The sequence below is a fragment of the Thalassospira lucentensis genome, from assembly GCF_050516545.1.
GTDB classification, from domain to species: Bacteria; Pseudomonadota; Alphaproteobacteria; order Rhodospirillales; family Thalassospiraceae; genus Thalassospira; species Thalassospira lucentensis_C.
Window position 1 is genome coordinate 793,276 of record NZ_CP191544.1, and the last position, 19,860, is coordinate 813,135.

General features: G+C 52.3%; 21 protein-coding genes. 14 read left to right on the top strand and 7 right to left on the bottom strand.

Annotation, left to right across the window (positions count from 1 at the left end; genetic code table 11):
• Positions 1-110: 110 nt before the first annotated feature.
• The 4 genes from ACQ0MK_RS03575 to ACQ0MK_RS03590 all read left to right on the top strand — a co-directional run bounded on the left by ACQ0MK_RS03575 (position 111) and on the right by ACQ0MK_RS03590 (position 3,095).
• Positions 111-710, top strand: coding sequence for an FMN-dependent NADH-azoreductase (locus ACQ0MK_RS03575; protein WP_430474841.1), 600 nt, complete (start codon positions 111-113; stop codon positions 708-710).
• 214 nt (positions 711-924) lie between these two features.
• Positions 925-1,449 (top strand): DUF1499 domain-containing protein, encoded by a 525-nt coding sequence (locus ACQ0MK_RS03580; protein ID WP_430474842.1) that lies wholly within the window; start codon positions 925-927, stop codon positions 1,447-1,449.
• Positions 1,450-1,605: 156 nt separating this feature from the next.
• Positions 1,606-1,998: a fluoride efflux transporter CrcB gene (crcB, locus tag ACQ0MK_RS03585; RefSeq protein WP_350047201.1), complete on the top strand. Its 393-nt coding sequence runs from the start codon at positions 1,606-1,608 to the stop codon at positions 1,996-1,998.
• Entirely contained in the window at positions 1,995-3,095 is a 1,101-nt protein-coding gene (locus ACQ0MK_RS03590; RefSeq protein WP_350041619.1) for an RluA family pseudouridine synthase, read from the top strand. The genes crcB and ACQ0MK_RS03590 overlap by 4 nt, the downstream gene beginning before the upstream one ends.
• A 118-nt stretch (positions 3,096-3,213) precedes the next feature.
• Here ACQ0MK_RS03590 and ACQ0MK_RS03595 read toward each other — a convergent pair whose 3' ends face one another.
• Positions 3,214-3,474: a hypothetical protein gene (locus ACQ0MK_RS03595; RefSeq protein WP_430474843.1), complete on the bottom strand. Its 261-nt coding sequence runs from the start codon at positions 3,472-3,474 to the stop codon at positions 3,214-3,216.
• Between the two features lie 201 nt (positions 3,475-3,675).
• On the opposite strand from ACQ0MK_RS03595, the gene ACQ0MK_RS03600 reads away from it, so the two are divergent.
• Both ACQ0MK_RS03600 and ACQ0MK_RS03605 read left to right on the top strand, forming a co-directional pair.
• Complete coding sequence (locus tag ACQ0MK_RS03600) at positions 3,676-4,374, top strand: HAD-IA family hydrolase (protein ID WP_430474844.1); 699 nt, start codon at positions 3,676-3,678, stop codon at positions 4,372-4,374.
• Positions 4,361-4,837, top strand: coding sequence for an SRPBCC domain-containing protein (locus ACQ0MK_RS03605; RefSeq protein WP_430474845.1), 477 nt, complete (start codon positions 4,361-4,363; stop codon positions 4,835-4,837). The genes ACQ0MK_RS03600 and ACQ0MK_RS03605 overlap by 14 nt, the downstream gene beginning before the upstream one ends.
• Positions 4,838-4,921: 84 nt before the next feature.
• Here the strand turns inward: ACQ0MK_RS03605 and ACQ0MK_RS03610 are convergent, their stop codons facing one another.
• Positions 4,922-5,536: an HAD family hydrolase gene (locus tag ACQ0MK_RS03610; RefSeq protein ID WP_430474846.1), complete on the bottom strand. Its 615-nt coding sequence runs from the start codon at positions 5,534-5,536 to the stop codon at positions 4,922-4,924.
• A 242-nt stretch (positions 5,537-5,778) separates the two neighbouring features.
• Between ACQ0MK_RS03610 and ACQ0MK_RS03615 the strand changes: the two genes are divergently transcribed.
• Positions 5,779-6,609, top strand: coding sequence for a dienelactone hydrolase family protein (locus ACQ0MK_RS03615; RefSeq protein ID WP_430474847.1), 831 nt, complete (start codon positions 5,779-5,781; stop codon positions 6,607-6,609).
• An 88-nt stretch (positions 6,610-6,697) separates the two neighbouring features.
• On the opposite strand, the gene ACQ0MK_RS03620 is transcribed toward ACQ0MK_RS03615, so the two are convergent.
• From ACQ0MK_RS03620 to ACQ0MK_RS03630, 3 genes are all read right to left on the bottom strand, one after another.
• Positions 6,698-7,468: an ABC transporter permease gene (locus ACQ0MK_RS03620; protein ID WP_430474848.1), complete on the bottom strand. Its 771-nt coding sequence runs from the start codon at positions 7,466-7,468 to the stop codon at positions 6,698-6,700.
• A 19-nt stretch (positions 7,469-7,487) separates the two neighbouring features.
• A complete protein-coding gene (locus tag ACQ0MK_RS03625; protein WP_430474849.1) occupies positions 7,488-8,273 on the bottom strand; it encodes an ABC transporter ATP-binding protein in 786 nt (261 codons plus the stop codon).
• Between the two features lie 95 nt (positions 8,274-8,368).
• Entirely contained in the window at positions 8,369-9,391 is a 1,023-nt protein-coding gene (locus ACQ0MK_RS03630; RefSeq protein ID WP_430474850.1) for an ABC transporter substrate-binding protein, read from the bottom strand.
• 270 nt (positions 9,392-9,661) lie between these two features.
• On the opposite strand from ACQ0MK_RS03630, the gene ACQ0MK_RS03635 reads away from it, so the two are divergent.
• Positions 9,662-10,372, top strand: coding sequence for an ATP12 family chaperone protein (locus ACQ0MK_RS03635; RefSeq protein ID WP_430474851.1), 711 nt, complete (start codon positions 9,662-9,664; stop codon positions 10,370-10,372).
• A 26-nt stretch (positions 10,373-10,398) separates the two neighbouring features.
• Here the strand turns inward: ACQ0MK_RS03635 and ACQ0MK_RS03640 are convergent, their stop codons facing one another.
• A complete protein-coding gene (locus tag ACQ0MK_RS03640; RefSeq protein ID WP_430474852.1) occupies positions 10,399-11,241 on the bottom strand; it encodes an SEC-C domain-containing protein in 843 nt (280 codons plus the stop codon).
• A 505-nt stretch (positions 11,242-11,746) separates the two neighbouring features.
• On the opposite strand from ACQ0MK_RS03640, the gene ACQ0MK_RS03645 reads away from it, so the two are divergent.
• From ACQ0MK_RS03645 to ACQ0MK_RS03670, 6 genes are all read left to right on the top strand, one after another.
• A complete protein-coding gene (locus tag ACQ0MK_RS03645; RefSeq protein ID WP_350047192.1) occupies positions 11,747-13,279 on the top strand; it encodes an acyl-CoA carboxylase subunit beta in 1,533 nt (510 codons plus the stop codon).
• A 27-nt stretch (positions 13,280-13,306) separates the two neighbouring features.
• Positions 13,307-15,307, top strand: a complete 2,001-nt coding sequence (gene accC / locus ACQ0MK_RS03650; RefSeq protein WP_430474853.1) for an acetyl-CoA carboxylase biotin carboxylase subunit — start codon at positions 13,307-13,309, stop codon at positions 15,305-15,307.
• Between the two features lie 236 nt (positions 15,308-15,543).
• Positions 15,544-16,356 (top strand): HAD family hydrolase, encoded by an 813-nt coding sequence (locus ACQ0MK_RS03655; protein ID WP_430476002.1) that lies wholly within the window; start codon positions 15,544-15,546, stop codon positions 16,354-16,356.
• Positions 16,357-16,533: 177 nt separating this feature from the next.
• On the top strand, positions 16,534-16,917 hold the full coding sequence (locus ACQ0MK_RS03660; protein ID WP_430474854.1) for a DUF1244 domain-containing protein: 384 nt from the start codon (positions 16,534-16,536) through the stop codon (positions 16,915-16,917).
• A 68-nt stretch (positions 16,918-16,985) separates the two neighbouring features.
• Complete coding sequence (locus tag ACQ0MK_RS03665; RefSeq protein ID WP_430474855.1) at positions 16,986-17,300, top strand: acylphosphatase; 315 nt, start codon at positions 16,986-16,988, stop codon at positions 17,298-17,300.
• A 160-nt stretch (positions 17,301-17,460) separates the two neighbouring features.
• Positions 17,461-18,315: a 5'-nucleotidase, lipoprotein e(P4) family gene (locus tag ACQ0MK_RS03670; RefSeq protein WP_430474856.1), complete on the top strand. Its 855-nt coding sequence runs from the start codon at positions 17,461-17,463 to the stop codon at positions 18,313-18,315.
• 121 nt (positions 18,316-18,436) lie between these two features.
• Here the strand turns inward: ACQ0MK_RS03670 and ACQ0MK_RS03675 are convergent, their stop codons facing one another.
• Positions 18,437-19,849, bottom strand: a complete 1,413-nt coding sequence (locus ACQ0MK_RS03675) for an FAD-binding oxidoreductase (protein ID WP_430474857.1) — start codon at positions 19,847-19,849, stop codon at positions 18,437-18,439.
• Positions 19,850-19,860: the final 11 nt, after the last annotated feature.

Below are 19,860 nucleotides of genomic sequence, written 5' to 3' on the forward strand. Positions count from 1 at the left end.
TGGTTCGGTGTCATTTTGGAAACAATCTGGTGAAGACTCATGGGATAAACACCAAACAGAAGACAGGTTAGGTTCAGGTCAACAAATCAACACCGACTTGGAGACCCCAAATGACCAATATTCTGCACGTGAATGCATCTGTGAATGGTGAGAATTCCAACTCCCGCCAGATCGCGTCCAAACTGATCAACCGAATTGTTTCCGCAAACAGCTCTGCCAATGTTGTCGAGCGCGATACCAACGCACTCACCGCCCTGACCGGCGAAGTTGTTGGCGCATTCTACACCCCGGAAGAAAACCGCACTGACGCCCAGAAGGAAGTCATTGCTGTTTCCGACAAAATGGTTGCCGAACTTCAAGCTGCTGACGTCGTTGTCATTGGTGCGCCAATGTATAACTTCAGCGTTCCTTCGACGCTTAAAGCATGGGTCGATCTGATTGCCCGCGTTGGTGTGACTTTCCAGTACACCGAAAATGGCCCGGTTGGCCTGTTGACCGGCAAGAAAGCCTATGTTGTTGTTGCGACGGGTGGCGTTCCGGTTAACAGCCCGGCTGATTTTGCATCGCCATATCTCAAACAGGTTCTCGGCTTTGTCGGCATTTCCGACATTGAAATCATCGATGCATCCGGTTTCGCGGTAAATGCCGAAGAAGCCATGGCGCGCGCGATCTCGAATGTCGAAGCCGTTGCCCTTCCGTCTGTTGCCTAAGATCAGGCCAAGTTTACCAAACGTAATGCGAACCCGGTAATCAACGAGCTTCCCCTCCCCCCGTATCGTTGGGTGCCGGATTTAGCATAAAAAGAATGCCCGACTGTTTCCTCAGTCGGGCATTTTGATTTCGGTGAAATCCGTACTATTGTGATGTCCTATCGGCGTTCGGTGGTTTTGACCAAGAAGCGTCTTGAACAGGTGGGTGGTGCAATTGAAACGGTTTGCGATGGTTGCTATCTGGGGACTTCTCGTGCTGGCCGGGCTCTTTGTAGTGGTGCGCTTTTCCGGCCTGATTGATCATATGCTGCCTGCGGGTGATCCACCCAATTCCACATTTGATCCGGGGGCTGATGTACCCCAAAGCAATAACTTCTTTATCGCATGCCCGGATCGGTTGGTCCCCAAGACGGACCGGAAAATGCAAAGTCCGGTCTTTGATGCCGCCGCCTCGACCTTGGCGGATCTTTTGATTGAAACCGCACCGGCGCACGGCATGACCTTGATGCGCGGTGCAAATGGCGCAAAGCCCGGGAAATTGTATTTTCTGGCACGCAGCCCTGTTTTTCATTTCCCCGACTGGGTTGAAGTCGAACTTGTTTTGCCGGAAACCGGCAATGAAGTGACCTTCTGCATGTTTGCCCAATCGGTCTATGGCAGTGAGGACCTTGGCCAAAATGAAAAGCGTACACGTGCGTGGATTGCTGATGTAACGGTCAGAATGGGGCAGGCGGGCTAGATCAAACTTAGGCAATTGAAAATACGTGTATATTGCGGTCTGATAGCAGATCGAATTCACGATCAGGCTTTGGTTGAATTAAGGCCCTGTTATTGCCTTGGCCCTATACCGTTTTCACACGTGACTTTTGATCCTTGAAAGAATAGGTTCCGCGCCATGCAATTTTCACCGTTGTTAATCGCTTCCATTGCCTTGGGCGGCGCCATTGGTGCGGTCGCACGTCACAGTGTGTCTGTTATGATGGGCTCTATGCTCGGCAGTGGATTTCCCTGGGGAACCTTGACGGTCAATATCGTCGGTTCGTTCCTGATGGGGGTGTTGATCGAAGTCTCGGCCTTTAAACTTTCGATGGGGCCTGAGATGCGCGCACTCCTTGTGACCGGTTTTCTTGGGGCGTTTACAACTTTTTCGACTTTCTCGCTGGATGTAGCGACCCTATATGAACGGGGCAATATGGGCGCAGCCGCCCTTTATGTGATTGTTTCCGTCGTGGTTGGTATTTCGGCACTGTTTGGCGCTATTGCGCTGGTAAGGGGTATTCTGCAATGAGTGGTGTCACTCTGCGCAAGGTCAAGGCTGACGAAGCTGATATTCGGCTTGATCGTTGGTTTAAGCGCAACTGTCCTGAATTTACCTTCGGGCAGGTTCAAAAGTTCCTGCGCGGCGGTCAGATCCGTGTCGATGGCAAACGTGCCAAGGCCAACCAGCGTGTTGAACCGGGACAGGAAATTCGTGTCCCGCCGGTTCCTGTCATGTCGGGTGGCGGCGAGGAGCCATGGTCAAAAGACGGGTCTTACGATCCGTCCGAAGTCCAGCAGCGCAAACATGCCGGTCCGGCAAAGTCCGATGCCAGCGAAGCAGAACTTCAGGCATTGCGCGATTCTGTCCTTTTCTATGACGAAGTTGTCATGGCGATCAATAAACCTGCGGGCTTGGCCGTGCAGGGCGGGACCAACACATCCTTGCATATTGATGGCATGCTTGATGCGCTGAAACTTGATAGCAAGGAACGCCCAAAGCTTGTTCACCGTCTGGACAAAGACACCAGTGGTGTCTTGCTTTTGGCCCGTTCGTCATCGGCAGCCCATGCGCTGACCAAGGCGTTTAAAGACAAATCAACACGCAAACTTTATTGGGCCATCGTGACCGGTGCGCCGGTTGACCGCGAAGGCCTGATCGATGCGCCACTGGCAAAGCTGTCTGGCAAGGGCGGCGAGAAAATGGTCATCGATGAAAAGCAGGGTAAATCAGCCCAGACCGTTTACCGCCAACTGCACCGTGCAGGGCGTCGGGCTGCTTGGTTGGCATTGTCACCATTGACCGGCCGTACCCATCAGCTGCGCGTTCACTGCGAAGCCATGGAATGTCCGATCTTGGGCGATGGTAAATATGGTGGGCCAAAGGCCTTTGTCGATGGCATGTCCAACCAGATGCATCTGCATGCGCGCGCGATTGACTTCCCGCATCCGGTCACCGGACATCGTGTGGTCATCGAAGCACCGGTGCCTGCGCATTTCGCCGAAAGCCTCAAGGCGCTGAATTTTGATCCGAAAACGCCGACCAAATTCCTGACCCCGGAAATTCATCGGGAAAAGGAAGAAAAGCCGAAACCAAAGGCTAAGCCGTCGCGTTTGCGCAAAAGATAATGCCGATCTGATTCTGGCCTAAAACCGCGAAAAGCCGACGCAGTGCGTCGGCTTTTTCGTCCCTGTCAGAGGTCAAAACCAAAAGGCGTTGAATGACATTTGTAGGTGATAGCGGTAATTAGTGTTTTCTGAAACGTTCGATGAAGGCATCTCGCACCCGGTTCAAATGTCGGGCATGAACCGTGTTTCCCGTACGTTCACACATTTCAGCTTGGCCTTTTATCATGACCGCAATCCGTTTGCGGCCTTGCGGTGTGTGGATCATGCTTTCGCCTTCCTCCAAGGCGGTTCCAATTGGGACTTGCTCACACTCAGCAATAGCGAGAATTTCTTCCTCCTTAAGATCGCTGAAATCGATACAGTCACGTAGCGTGAGCATCTTCTGCCTCCGTTGTTATGAGCCAGACAGAAATCATACGCCTCCTTATGGGTGATCAAAAGCCGATCAAAATTAACCATTGATTTCCATTGCTTCGGAGGGGGCAAAAAATGCTTTCGCATTGCAGCAGTGAGAGACTCGATCTTTGGTGTCCGATCTATTAGTCTCCGCCTTTCTGAAAATCAGGATGAAAGACCCCACATGGCCAATGACCCGCTTAGACTTGTAATATTTGATTGTGACGGTACCCTTGTTGATAGCCAGCATGCGATTGCACATTGCATGGATCATGCGTTTTCCGAGCATGGGCTGGATTGCCCGGGATTGGAAAACACCCGCACAATCATTGGTCTGAGCCTGCCAGAAGCCATTTCAAAGCTGGCAGCCCCCAAGCGTATTGAAATTGATCTGATTGATGCGGTGACGGCTGCTTATAAGAACGCGTTCTTTGCCCTGCGCCAAACACCTGATTTCCACGAACCGCTTTTCCCCGGTGTGTGCGAAGTTCTTGCCGAACTTGATCGTCGCCAATGGCTCAGCGGTGTGGCGACGGGTAAAGCCCGCCGTGGGCTTGATGCTGTTTTGGCGCGCAATGAACTGGAAGGTCGTTTCGTAACGCTCCAGACCTGCGACAATCATCCGTCAAAACCCAATCCGGCGATGTTGATGGCAGCCCTTGAAGAAACCGGCGTTGATGCACCCAATGCGGTGATTGTCGGCGATACCAGCTATGATATCGAAATGGGCCGTGCAGCAGGAATGATCGCCATTGGCGTTGATTGGGGCTATCATGACGTTGATACGCTGCATGCATCAGGTGCGCATGCCGTGATTAGCCATTTTGACGAACTTGCCTTTGTTCTCGACAAGATTTGGGAAAATAACCGTGACGCCGCTTAAAAATCCCGAACTTGCCCCAATCCGCTTTGAATTGACCGTGGCAATTGATCCAGAAGATGCGTTTGACGCCTTTACCAAAGGATTTGGTAACTGGTGGCCGACTGACAGTCATTCCCTGTCCAAAAAGGACTGTATCGCGATTGAGTTCGGCTCAGGCGTTGATGGAAAGATCATTGAGCGTGCCAAGGGGCAAAAAGATGTGATTTGGGGCACCGTTAAAAAATGGCAGCCCGGCGAACATCTATCCTTTACCTGGCATCCGGGATGGAGTGCAGGCGACTTTACCCTGGTTGATGTGAGCTTTGATCTCAATGACTTTGGTCGTTGCGTGATCCGGCTTGAACATAAAGCATGGGAAAATCTCGGCGAAATCGCACCCACCTTGCGCGATGGGTATCTTTCGGGCTGGGAATTTGTCTTTGGCGAATGTTTTGCCAATTACCTGCGCACATCACGCAAATAGAAACCTGTAAAGACCAACAGGACCGAACGTACGAAAAAGGGCACCTATTGAGGTGCCCTTTGCCATGTCGGATCGTTACAGGTTTTAGAACAAGCGTTCTTCGATCAGTTCACGCTGCAATTTGACCGGATCACGGAACCAATGGGTGTGAAAACCCATTTCGCGGGCTTGCTGGATGTTCTTTTCAGTGTCATCGATAAACAGCGTTTCGCGCGGGTTCAGTTTGAACCGTTCACAGACCAGATCAAAAATCCGTGGATCAGGTTTGGCGAGTTTTTCCTGACCGGACACCAGAATGCCTTCGAAATGGTTCAAAAATTCAAACCGTTCCAAGGCATGCGGCCAGGTTTCCGCCGACCAGTTGGTCAGGGCGAACAGGCGGACTTTCTTGCGTGTTTTCAAATCTTCAAGAATGGCGACCGTGCGTTCAATCGCACTTTTCATCATTTCCGGCCAGCGGTCCTGCCATGCGGCAATTTCATCATGATAGTGCGGATAGCGATGCTGCAAATCCGGGATCGAATTGGCAAAGCTTAGCGCACCCTTATCATGCAGGAAATTCCAATGCGGATGACAAACTTCATTCAGGAACTTTTCCATCTCGGCCGGATCGTCAAAGATCTTGCGATACAGATGACGCGGGTCCCAATCGACAAGAACACCCCCAAGGTCAAACAGAACGGTTTCGATGGTGCGCATGATATTTCCTTGCAGCAATAGCGTAATATTGCCCCGTTAAATCAGCTGAGGGACGCATTCGCAAGCGGCAGTTTCTTGAAAGCTGTCCGATGTCCTGATCTTATTGCGCAACAATGTCGTAAAGAACCAGACGGCAACCAAGTGGCTGATTGAACGCAGATGACACGATTGTCATTTGCCAATCAGGCATGCTGTCGCAAATGATGGAAATCCAACAAACAAGAATCAGAGGAGGCTTGAACATGTGTACGCTTGATGGATGTGGTTCCAACGAACATCTCGGTCCGCCACCCAAGGCAACCGACGAAGATCGCCGACTGTTTCTCAAAGGTGCTGTTGCCCTGCCACTCGCAGTTATTCTTGCCGACCCGATGCTGGCCCATGCGGCGGGGTCGATGCTTGATAAGGTCACCATCACCACGCCGGAAGGTGAGAGCATGGTGGCCGAAATCGCCATGCCGGCAACCTTGCCTGCGCCGACCGTCATTCTGATCCATGAATGGTGGGGGCTTAATGATCATATCCGTGCAGTTGCTGCGGAATATGCCAAACAGGGATATATCGCCCTTGCGGTTGATCTGTATGGTCAACCACCTGCAACCACACCCGATGGTGCGCGTGCCTTGATGTCGGGGATGGACCCGGTCGCCGCAACGCGCAAATTGCAGTCATCGGTCGAGTTCCTGAGAAACCATAAGGATTCAACAGGTAAGGTCGGATCGGTTGGCTGGTGCTTTGGCGGTGGCTGGTCGCTTAATACCGCCCTTGCAACCGATATTGATGCGGCTGTGATCTATTACGGCAATGTCAATAAAACACCCGAACAGGTTGCGACCTTGAACGCGCCTTTGATGGGGCATTTCGGTAGCCTTGATAAAAGCATCAACAAGGAAATGGTGGATGGCTTTGAGCGGTCCTTACGGATCGGGGGCAAGTCGCTTTATAAATTCTATTGGTATGACGCCGATCATGCGTTCGCCAACCCGACCGGTGGCCGCTATGACAGCGAGGATGCCATGCTTGCCTGGGAACGCACCATGGCGTTCTTTAAATATCATCTGAACAAGGCATAGCGCGGATCACGGATCTTGTGCGCAACAAAGAAGGCCGGGCATGATGCCCGGCCTTCTTGCTTTTAATCTTTGAACGGGTCTGAGTTTCTTAAACGCTTTGATTGCCGCGATTGGCCCATTTGGTCGAACGGCGTTCAATGACGTTAAAGATTTCATACATCGCAATCCCCATCACCGCGATCACCAGAAGACCGGCAAACACCAGCGGCATGTTGAATTTCGACGATGCTGACAGCATCAGATACCCGACGCCGACATTCGATGCCACCGTTTCGGAAATCACCGATCCGACAAAGGCCAGCGTGATCGCGACTTTAAGCGATGCAAAGAAATACGGCATGGCGCGCGGGAACCCGACCTTGATCAGGATGTCACGGCGGGTGGCGCCAAGGGAGCGCAACACATCGCGTAATTCCGGCTCAAGCGTTGCAAGCCCGGTCGCCACATTGACAACAATCGGGAAGAACGAAATCAGGAACGCGGTGATGATTGCCGGAACGGTTCCGATGCCAAACCACATGACCAGAACTGGGACAAGGGCAACTTTCGGGACGGAGTTAAACCCGACCAAAAGCGGATTGGCTGCGTCATAAATCGCCCGGCTTGATCCGACAAGGGCCCCAAGGACCACGCCAAACACCACCGCAATGGCAAAGCCCGCCAGCGTTGTATAAAGCGTATGAACCGCATGCATCCAGATCGCTTCATGATACTGCCAGCCGACAATGAGGCTTTCGGACGGGGTTGGCAGGACATAGGGCGGGATTTTGAAAATGCGGACAATCAATTCCCACAGGACGAACAGGCCGATTGCACTAAGCCACGGGGCTGCTTTGGAAAGGTTGAGTTTCTTGGTCATAATATCTGCCCGTCCCCCTTCAAGATTCTCGCACGTCACGGATGTGACTGCGCAATTCGTGGACAAGATCAATGAAAGGCGGGGTAAAGGTCACTTCCTGATCCCGTGGACGGGGCAGGGTGTTTTTACGTTCAACCAGAATTTTACCCGGACGTTTGGACATCACATAAATTGTGTCCGCCAGATAGGAAGCTTCGCGCAGATCGTGGGTCACCAGAATGACGGTAAAGGGACGCACCATCCAAAGGTTCTGCAAAATGTCCCAAAGCTCTTCACGGGTGAAGGCATCAAGGGCGCCAAACGGCTCGTCCAGCATCAACAAATCAGGTTCATGGATCAAGGACCGGCAAAGGGACGCGCGCTGTTGCATGCCACCCGATAGTTCCCATGGAAATTTGCCTTCGTGGCCTTCAAGGCCAACACTTGCCAGAAGTTTGCGGGCACGTTCCTCATATTCTGCGCGATGCTTGCGCAGGCGATTGCGATGCGGTTTGACGATTTCCATGGGCAACAGCACGTTATCAAGCGTGGTGCGCCATGGCAAAAGGGTCGGGTTCTGAAACGCCATGCCAACAATCTTGAGCGGCCCGGTGACTTCCTGATTATCCACAATGACGGAACCCTCAGAGGCGGGCATCAGGCCGGATACCAGCTTAAGCAAGGAAGACTTGCCACAACCGGACGGACCAACAACAGCGATAAACTCACCCTTGTCGATCTTCATGTTGGTGGTATCAAGTGCCAGTTCATCGCCTTCGCTATAGCGAAGTGTCACGTTATTGAGTTCGACAAAGCTCTTCGACACTGCAGTTATTCCCCCTGCTTGTCTCGGTCGTTTTTATTATATGTTTGGATCAAAGTGATCCGGGGCAGCACAGCCGCCCCGGATATCAAAGGTGATTACTTGATCTTACGGTCTTCTTCGCCCGGCATAAAGATATCGGTGAAGACATCGCCAACGGTTGGCTTGTTTTCAAAGCCGAATGCCAGTGCAACCTGATCGATGGCCTTTGCCATACGGTCGGTTTTCACAAGGCCCATGCCGTTTGCAATGCTATCAGGGGTGACGACGTTTTCATCAATCGCCATCTGAAGACGCTGCAATTCCAGATCAGAATCGATCAGCGGATCGACTTCTTTAAGGGCTGCGATGGCCGATGCCGGGTCGGCAATGGCTGCACGCCAGCCTTTAACCACACCGCGCAGGAAGCCGCGCAATTCTTCAGGATGATCTTCCATCATTTCTGGCGATGCCAGAAGGCCGTTGCCATAGAAGTCCATGCCGAAATCTTTGTATTGGAAGACGGTCAGGTCATCTTTGGTAATACCCTGTGCCTGCAAGTTCAGCACCGAGGTGAAATAGTGACCGGAAATCGCATCCACATCGCCACGCACCAACATCGGTTCACGAAGCGGCGGGTCCATGCTTTCCCAAGTCACGGCATCCAGCTCAAGGCCGGTTGCCGATGCAAATGCCGGATACAGTTTGCGCGATGCATCAAAGACCGGTGCGCCAAGGGTCTTGCCAATCAGGTCTTCTGGTTTGGTGATGCCTGATTTCTTGAGCATGAACAGCGCGAAAGGCGGGCGGTCATAGACCATAAAGATCGATTTCATCGCCCGGTCCGGGTTCGATGCATTGAACTCGACCAGCGAGTTGATATCGGCAAGCGATACGTCATAAGCACCACTGGCAACGCGGGTGATCGCCCCGACCGAGCCATTGCCCGAATCAATGGTCACATCCAGACCTTCTTCGTCAAAATATCCGTTCTTCTTGGCCAGAAGATACGGTGCCGCCGGGCCTTCATATTTCCAATCAAGTGAAAATTTGATCGCCATTTCAGCCATAGCCGAATGTGCGCCAAGTGCGAATGCCGCACCAACAGCCGCACCTAATAGTCGGTTCGTAAACGTGGTCATTTTATAAGAAGCCTCCTGTTTCGGGCCGATTATGCCGACCCTGAACCCGAATAAATTCCCTGATGACATAGCAATGTACATGCCATGTCGCGAATTCGCCCGCTTTTCGCGGGTTTGTAATTTCCATATCGCACAGTAAGGGTGTTTGTTTTTTGGTCAATGGGGTAAATTGACCAAAAATTATACATAATTTCTTGATAATCGCTCATTTGGCGATCTGTGCCTGTTAAACCCCTTGCACAGGGCGCCGCTTTTAGGCATATGGCGATCATGCTTACAAAAACGATCAATCGATTCTATAAAAAAGCCGAAGCTGTCGCAGATGACAGCGGTTCGGGCTGGCGCGTGCATCTTGATGGGCGTGCGGTGAAATCACCGGCAAAGGCCGAGTTTCTCTTGCCTTCCGAAGTTCTGGCGCAAGAAATTGCGGCCGAATGGGAAGCACAGGGTGAAAAAATCCTGCCCCATACCATGCCGATCATGCAGCGTGCTGCAACCGCCATCGACCGTGTGGCGCATCACCGTCCCATGGTGATTGGCGAGATTGTCGGGTATGGGCGGTCTGACCTGTTGTGCTACCGGGCGACATTCCCCGAAGACCTGATTGAACGTCAGGCAAAGGCATGGCAGCCGCTTCTCGATTGGGCGCAAAGTGATCTTGGCGTTGCCTTGGCCGTGACCGAAGGCGTCATGCCGATCGATCAGGATGATCACGCCTTGCTGCGTCTGCAGGATCATGTCGAAGGCCTGGATGACTATTACCTGACGGCTTTGCATGGCCTGACGACGGTGTCGGGATCCGTGATCATTGGCCTGGCAACGGTCAAAGGCCATATTGATGCGCAGAAGGCATTTGAATGCGCCATGCTTGATGACGAATATGCCATCGAACAATGGGGCGACGACGCCGAAGCCGTCATCCGCCGGGATCGTCATCAGGCCGAACTTCTGGCAACGGGCCGTTATCTGGATCTTTTGTGAGTTAGGGCATTGGAATCCTTGAGGGACTAGTTCGTCTCCGTTTTCATTGTTGGTGTCCCGAGAAATCTCTCAGCCCATGCAATTTCCTCATCAGATGGAGCGAAATTGTAACCGTTGTTCCCGTCGCTTTTCCAGTAGCGGGGCTGACTGATGTCATTGTGGAATATCAATTCCGATATGATGTAGATCATCCAAGTGTTCGATTTTATTGACGGTAGTATAAATCCTAATTCAGAGTCGCTTTCTTTGTAGAGGGATACAGGGTGAAGTTTGGAATGGGTATTGCTGATGTGAGTAAACTCGTTGCTGTACATTCCATATATTTCACCGATGTTTGGTATGAGTTTTTTGGCCTTTGTGACCGACTTCGTGGATTTTAGGTTTCCATCGTGGAATTTTGATAGTGATTCCTCGTCAGTTGCCAAGTCTAGAATAGTGCAGAGCGTTTCGATGATTTGTCGAGCAAGAGTTCCATATGGGAGCCGGAATCCGTGACGAGCAACTTCGATGCTAGCTAAAAAGGTTGTCTGACTACTTGATAAGAGTCCCGCGCACGTGGATTTGAAGCTTTTATCGTTAGGCTTAAAATGGCGGCGTAGTAAAGATGAAGACACTGAAAATAGCTCACTGATTTCATCAATGTCTTTTGACAATATTTTATCAAACGATTTAGCAATTTTGGGGCCGTCACGTTTTAATTGATTGATTAGCATGTCTTTTGATACAACAATTATGTTGTTGTTTTTGCTGTCGATATCTATTGAGCAAACCCTATCTGGTGCAGGAAGGTTCAGTTTTCTGCCGTGGCAATATCTGAGCTTTCTACCGCTGCCACACGGGCATTTTTGATTCTTCCGATTAGAGTTCATGCAGTTACTCTCCCCTCCCCAAAAAAAACGACCTATGCAGGCTTGGGTAGTATTTCATGGAATTGTAAGTCTGTGTGCGAGTGTTTTAGAGATAAATAACTTCTTGGAAAGTTATTCTGTGATTATTCAAAATAAGAAATTACTCGCAACGGACTGTTAATCTGGGGCTGTTGTTGCAGTTGGCAACAGTCCGAAATTTGTCGATTTCAAAACCGTGCTCTGTTAGCCGGGCCTGCTTTTTTGAGTCTTGGGTGGAGCAGTGATCAACGCGAAATCAGGTTGATCCGGCTCTGTGACAATTCAGCCGTGTCTAGACTTTAGTCCAGCCCAATCTCATATATCGGGATGACGTTAGGGAAATCAGGCGTTTGCGCCGATTTTTGTTGTGCCTCGACAATGCTAAAAATAATTGGCATTCCAGTACCGAATAATGCTATTTGAATCCCATGACCCGTGCATTGGGCGAAATGCGCGGACCGGCCGGTTACAGCAAGGAAAACGCAATATGCAAGATATCGTCGCCAAACTCGAAGCGAAACGCGCCGAAGCCGCCATGGGCGGTGGTCAGCGCCGCATTGATAATCAACACGCCAAAGGCAAGCTTACCGCGCGAGAGCGGCTTGATGTGTTGCTTGATGTTGGGTCGTTCGAAGAATGGGACATGTTTGTCGAACATGATTGTGTGGATTTCGGCATGACCGAAAACCGCATTCCCGGCGATGGTGTGGTGACCGGCCACGGCACGATCAATGGCCGTCTGGTCTTTGTCTTCTCACAGGATTTCACCGTGTTTGGCGGCGCACTTTCGGGCGCACATGCGCGTAAAATAGGCAAGATCATGGATCAGGCGATGAAGGTCGGCGCCCCTGTGATCGGCATCAATGATTCAGGCGGTGCCCGTATTCAGGAAGGCGTCGAAAGCCTTGCCGGCTATGCCGATGTGTTTCAACGCAATGTCGAGGCATCCGGCGTCATTCCGCAAATTTCCCTGATCATGGGGCCCTGTGCCGGTGGTGCTGTTTACAGCCCGGCCATGACCGACTTTATCTTCATGGTACGTGACAGCTCCTATATGTTTGTCACCGGCCCGGACGTTGTCAAAACCGTGACCCACGAAGAAGTCACCCATGAACAACTGGGCGGGGCATCCACCCATACCAGTGTGTCGGGTGTGGCGGACCTTGCCTTTGACAATGATGTCGATCTTTTGCTTCAGACCCGGCGTTTCATGGATTTCCTGCCGCTGTGTAACAAGGAAGACCCGCCCGCCCATCTGTGCGAAGACCCGATCACGCGTGATGACATCTCGCTTGATACCCTGGTGCCCGAAAACCCCAACATGCCCTATGACATGAAGGAACTGATCACCAAGGTCGTCGATGAAGGCGACTTCTTTGAAGTTCAGTCCGATTACGCCAAAAACATCATCATTGGCATGGCGCGCATGGATGGCCGCACGGTCGGTATTGTTGCCAACCAACCCATGGTTCTGGCCGGCTGCCTTGATATCGACAGTTCGAAAAAGGCTGCACGTTTTGTGCGCTTCTGCGATGCCTATAACATTCCGATTGTGACCTTTGTTGATGTTCCGGGCTTCATGCCGGGCACTGCACAGGAATATGGCGGCATCATCAAACATGGTGCGAAACTTCTTTATGCCTATGCCGAGGCAACCGTCCCCAAAGTCACCGTCATCACGCGCAAAGCTTACGGTGGCGCCTATGACGTTATGGCGTCGAAACATCTGCGCGGCGATGTCAATTATGCCTGGCCAACGGCGGAAATTGCCGTGATGGGGCCAAAGGGGGCGGTCGAAATCATCTTCCGGGCGGATATGAATGATCCGGCCAAGATCGAGGCCCGCACCGAAGAATACCGCGAAAAATTCGCCAACCCGTTCGTCGCGGGTCGCAAGGGGTTCATTGATGATGTCATCATGCCGCACGGTACGCGCCGGCGCGTGTGCAAGGCGCTGGGTATGCTGCGCAACAAAGACATCAAGAACCCGGAAAAGAAACACGGCAACATTCCGTTGTAAGCCGCCAAGACATATTGGGAGACATCCATGTTTACGAAAATCCTGATTGCCAACCGCGGTGAAATTGCCTGCCGTGTGATCAAATCAGCCCGGAAAATGGGCATCAAAACCGTTGCGGTTTATTCCGATGCCGATAAATCGGCCCTGCATGTGCAAATGGCTGATGAGGCCGTGCATATCGGCCCGGCCCCGACCAACCAGTCCTATCTGATCATTGATAAGATCATTGCCGCCTGCAAATCCACTGGGGCGCAGGCAGTCCATCCGGGCTATGGGTTCCTGTCGGAAAATCAGGCCTTTGCCAAGGCGCTGGATGCCGAAAAAATTGCCTTCATCGGCCCGCCAAACGGCGCAATTGCCGCCATGGGCGATAAAATCACATCCAAAAAGATCGCTTCTGATGCCGGTGTTTCAACCGTTCCAGGCTATATGGGCGTGATCAAGGATACCGACGAGGCGGTTAAAATCGCCAATGAAGTCGGCTATCCGGTGATGCTCAAAGCATCGGCTGGCGGTGGCGGCAAGGGCATGCGTATTGCGCGCAATGACGCCGAATGCCGCGAAGGGTTCGAACGCGCAACGTCGGAAGCCGCAAGCTCGTTTGGTGATGACCGCGTCTTTGTCGAAAAGTTCGTCGAAGAACCGCGCCACATTGAAATTCAGGTGCTGGCCGATAAGCACGGCAACGCGATTTATTTGGGTGAACGCGAGTGTTCAATACAGCGTCGCCACCAGAAGGTCGTCGAAGAAGCCCCGTCACCCTTTATCGATCCCGCCACCCGCAAAGCTATGGGTGAACAGGCCGTCGCACTCGCGCGTGCTGTTGATTATTGTTCGGCCGGGACGGTGGAATTCATCGTCGATAAGGACAAAAATTTCTACTTCCTTGAAATGAACACCCGTCTTCAGGTCGAACATCCGGTGACCGAATTGGTCACCGGTCAGGACCTTGTCGAATGGATGATCAAGATCGCTGATGGTCAGGAACTGACCCTTAAACAGGATGACGTCACCCTGACCGGCTGGGCGATGGAAACCCGGGTTTATGCCGAAGACCCGTTCCGCGAATTCCTGCCATCCACCGGGCGTCTGGTGCGCTATCAGCCACCAGCCGAAAGTGCGACGGTGCGTGTCGATACCGGCGTCTTTGAAGGCGGCGAAATTTCGATGTATTACGATCCGATGGTCGCAAAGCTGATCACCTATGGCGAAACCCGTGATCAGGCGATTGCCGAAATGCGAAGCGCGCTTGATGCCTATTACATTCGTGGCATTTCGCACAATATCCCGTTCCTGGCCGCTGTTATGGCCAATAAACGGTTCCAGGATGGCAACATCACCACCAATTTCATTGCCGAAGAATACCCCAACGGGTTCTCTTCTGATGATTTGCCAAATGATGACCCGGCAACCCTGATCGTGGTTGCGGCCTATCTTAACCAACGCTATGTCGAACGTAATTCCGGCATCACCGGACAGGTCAGCGATCATCCGCTGGAAATCGCCGAAAGCTGGGTTGCGGTCAGCGGCGATGAGCACACCCCGTTTGATATCGAATTTGACGGTGTTAACGGCGATTACATTGTCGCGATCGGGGATCGCAGTTACGGCGTTGTTTCCGATTGGAAAATCGGCGATGCGATGTTTGTCGGTGAAATTGATGGCGCACCGGTCTGTGTGCAGATCGATATTGACGGCATTGGTTTCCGACTGTCTTCGAACGGTGTTCAGCGCGGCTTCAAGGTGTTGTTGCCCCGCGTTGCTGAACTGCAAAAACTGATGCCGTTCAAGGCCCCGCCAGATATGTCGAACTTCCTGCTGTCGCCGATGCCGGGCTTGCTGGTCAAAGTTTCGGTCGAAGAAGGCCAGACCGTTCAGCCGGGGCAGGAGCTTTGCATTCTTGAAGCGATGAAAATGGAAAACGTCCTGAAATGCGAAAGCAAAGGCGTGGTGAAAAAAATCCACGCCGAACAGGGCGCAAACCTGTCGGTTGATGCCATCATCATCGAGTTTGAAAAAGAGGAATAGGCCGCCCGATCCCTCTGTGGCGATGCTTGATAAAGGCGCTGGCGATCAAATCGTCAGCGTCTTTTGTTTTAACCTGTTCAAACTGTTGTCGTTTCAACCCCTTTCGAACGATCCAAACGCATATTAAATACACATAACGGGGCTTTACGCAGGATTTGGCGTGCCATATGGTCGTTAATCAAGGGTTTGATACCCGTATGCAAAGGCCATCCAATAACAAGAAACGAGGCGTGACTATGTATAAACTGATTGCTTTTGATGGCGATGATACCCTGTGGCACAATGAGCCACTTTTCCGCGAAGCCCACATTCAGCTGCGCGAAATGCTCGGTCATTATGTTCCCGCAGAACAGGTCGATGACCGTTTGTATCAGGCCGAACTGGCCAATCTTTCGATCTATGGCTATGGCATCACCGGCTTTACCCTGTCGATGATTGAAACAGCGATTGAACTTTCAGATCGCAAGATCAGTGCCGAGGACATCCACAAACTGGCCGAAACCGGAAAATCCATGTTGCGCGCGCCGACCCGTATCATTGACGGGGCTGAAAATGTGTTGCACCAATATGCGAAAAATCCGCGCTATAAGGTGGTTCTGATCACCAAGGGCGATCTGATTGCCCAGCAGCTTAAAATCGACCGGTCCGGGTTCGAAGACCTGTTTGACGGGATCGAGATCGTCTCGGAAAAAGATCCGCTAACCTATCGCAATATCTTTGGCCGATATGGCGTGGAGCCGGAAGACGCGATCATGATCGGCAATTCGATGAAATCCGATATCTTGCCGGTCCTTGCGTGCGGTGGTGCTGCGATCCACATTCCTTATGAAATCACCTGGGTCCATGAAATGGTCGACCAGACCGAAATCGACAATCAGAATGTCGTGACGGCGGAAACCATCAAGGATGTGCCTTCGGTGATCGAGCAACTTGAACAACACCGAACAAGGGCTCAAACTCACTCAAACTATAGCATCGGCAGCTGTGATGACAGTGAGATACAAGGAAGCTCCCGCAGAGCGGGGCTCGTCCCCGGTCAAGGGAGTTGACGATGGAGATTGCTGTCATCACAGCTGTCTATCGATCGACCGGATTTGCACGGGCTGCTTTGTCGCAAGACATTGAAAGATGTATATCTTCCTGCTGTCTTGCTCCTGGCATCCGCACAAATCCGATCGACCGATGCCATAGTTTGAGTGAGTTTGAGCCCTTAGGGAGTATGGAACATGTCTGATTGCGCCGGTTCTGAAATGTCAACACAGGCTGTCTTGGCCAACGGTCCGGCCGCCGATCTTGATCCGCAAACCAGGCTTGAACTTGAAGCGGCGGCTTTTCGGGGCTTGGTCACGCATCTGCAGGACCGTAAGGACGTTCAGAATATTGATCTGATGAACCTTGCCGGGTTCTGCCGCAATTGCCTGTCGAAATGGTATCTGGCAGCGGCGCGCGAAAAGGGTGTTGCAATGGATTATGACGGGGCGCGTGAAGTCGTCTATGGCATGACCTATGACGCATGGAAAGATACCCATCAGGCACCGGCATCGGACGAGCAGAAACAAAAGTTTCAGGACACCGCCCATCTGCATGCCAAAATTCCGGGTGCCAAGTAATCGGCGATCAGGACCTGAATTCAAGCGAGTTCAGACCCTGATCAAACCGGCAAAGGAGGAGGCCTGTCATGACCGATACGCGTCCCGATCCCGCAACCGGATCTGGCAATATTTCCGTGCAAGTGCGGATTGAAGGCAAGGTTCAGGGTGTCTGGTATCGTGCCTGGACGGTTGAACAGGCAACCAAGCGGGGGCTGACCGGCTGGGTACGCAATCGCACCGATCATACGGTTGAAGCCGTTTTCTGTGGCCCGGTCGATGTCGTGCAATCCATGATCACGGCCTGCCATGAAGGACCACCGCACGCGCGGGTGGATCGCATTCATGAAGAACCCGGTCTTGAAGACGGGTTTACAGCGTTTGAAAAGCGCCGAACGGCCTGAAGGCCTGCGTCTGGCAGCATTGTCAAAATAACTTAATAAGCCTTTTTCCTTGGAATATTGGAAAAAGGCTTTTTATTTGCTGCGGTGCGATGGCATGCTGGTTCAATCTTGTCTGGATGGTCAACATCCACCGGACGGGAAACCAACAGGGAGAATAAAAATGACTTCTATTGTTAAATCATTTGGCGTTGCTGCCATTGTGGCGACCGGTGCGTTTGTTGCCTTTGGCGCACAGGCGCAAGAACCTGCACAGAATGATGGTCTGAACGGCACACTTTGGCTCCAAACTTCGGTCGAATATAAAACGACCGCGATGTCAGTATTTGCCGGTGCGACCCGTTTGCTGGATGCTGCCATTGGTGATCACAGCTGGACCGCCGCCCTTGAGCAGGACGGCAACTATATGGCCAAGCCGCCAGCCGTGATTTTGGATGTTGATGAAACGGTTCTCGATAACTCTAAATATCAGTCTTGGGTTGTGACCGAAAATTCCTATTACAGTTCTAAAACCTGGGCGAAATTCGTTCATGACATGGTTTCGACCCCGACACCGGGCGCGCTTGAATTCACCAAGGCGGCTGCGGCACACGGTGTTGAAGTTTTCTATATTTCAAATCGTAAGGCACCGGAAGAAGCCCCGACGATTGAAAACCTGAAAAAATATGGTTTCCCGTATGCGGATGAAAAACACGTCATGCTGCGCGGTGAGATCGAAGCATGGGGTTCAGCCAAAGAACCGCGCCGTAAGGCCGTTGCCGACGATTACCGCGTCATCATGATGTTTGGTGATAACTTCGGTGATTTCACCGACGATATCGAAGGCACCATTGATGAGCGCCTTGAAGTCATGAACAAATACGGCACCTATTGGGGCGAACGTTGGTTCATGTTGCCAAACCCAAGCTACGGTTCATGGGAATCCGCAGCTTTCGGTGGCGACTGGGGCAAGTCAGGCGAAGAACGCCGTCAGGACAAGCTGAACGCAATGGATCCATGGGCTGGTCCGGGCGAATAAGCTCATTCGATACACAATAAGTCGAAAGGGCGTCCCTATGGGGCGCCCTTTTTCTATGCGGGAGTGGTGGTCCCATGCGAGTGCCAGTGCCAGTGCCGTTGGTGATGCAGGCGCTGCGGCCTTAAACGACTTTACCGGGATTAAGATGGTTGTCCGGGTCAATCGCCGACTTGATCGCACGTAGCAGTTTCATCTTCTCGTCACTGGCGTAATGGGCCAGCTCACCCCGTTTAAGCTGGCCAATGCCGTGTTCGGCACTGATCGACCCGCCAAGATCGGCAACGATGTCGTGAATGACGCTGTTCAAGCTTTCCCAACGTGCCAGAAAGTCGGATTTCTCCATGCCAACCGGCTGGCTGAAATTAAAGTGGATATTGCCATCACCCACATGCCCGAACGGGCAGGGGCGGATACCGGGAATAAGCGCCTGTGCCGCAGCCATGCCGCGTTCGAGAAGATCAGGCACACGTGATACCGGAACCGACACATCATGCTTGATCGATCCGCCTTCAAACCCTTGTGCTTCGGGGATGCCTTCGCGGATCGCCCACAGGTTTTTGCGCTGCGCATCTGATTGGGCAAGTGTCGCATCACTTGCCAGACCAATCTCAATCGCCTTGCCCAGCAAATCGACAAGAAGCGCTTGCAAATCATCATCCGGGCGCGAAGACGTCAGCTCGATCAAAACATGCCAGTCCGTCTTGGTCGCCAAGGGGCGTGTCAGATTGGGTAAATAGGTGACGGGCAGATCGTGGGCAAAGTGGCTTAGCAATTCAAACGCCGATACCGCATCGCCACTGTGACGCCGCGACAGGGCCAGAAGATCAATCGCGCATTCCGGCGATGGCACGGCAATCCATGCGGTGGCAATGTGGATCGGCTGGACAAAAAGCTTCAAACTCGCCTTGGTGATGATGCCAAGCGTTCCCTCGGACCCGATAAACAGATCCCGCAGGTCATAACCGGTATTGTCCTTGCGAAGCTTTGATAACCCGTTCCAGATGCTGCCATCGGGCAAGACGACCTCAAGCCCCAGGACAAGATCGCGCGCATTGCCATATCGAATAACGTTCAATCCACCGGCATTGGTCGCAAGGTTCCCACCGATTTGACAGCTTCCTTCAGCCCCCAACGACAAGGGGAATAACAGTTCATGTTCGGATGCGGCGTCCTGAATGGTCTGAAGGATCGCACCGGCTTCGACGGTTGCCGTGAAATCACGTGGATCAATTTCGATGATGCGGTTCATGCGTTTCAGGTTCACCAGAACCTGTTTACGTTCCGCCACAGCACCGCCACAGCGCCCGGTATTGCCGCCTTGCGGAACGATGCTGATATTGTGTGCGGCACAGATCGCAACGGCCTTGGCAACTTGGTCGGTGTTTTCCGGGAACAGGATAAGTTCGGCATGGCCCTTGAACTTGCCACGTGCCTCGTGATTATGCGTGGTCAAAACGTCAAGATCCATGCTCCAGCCCTTGGGGCCAAGCAGGTCTTTCAGTTCGTTGATCACGGCATCGGGCAGAAAGGGCATATTGTTGGTTC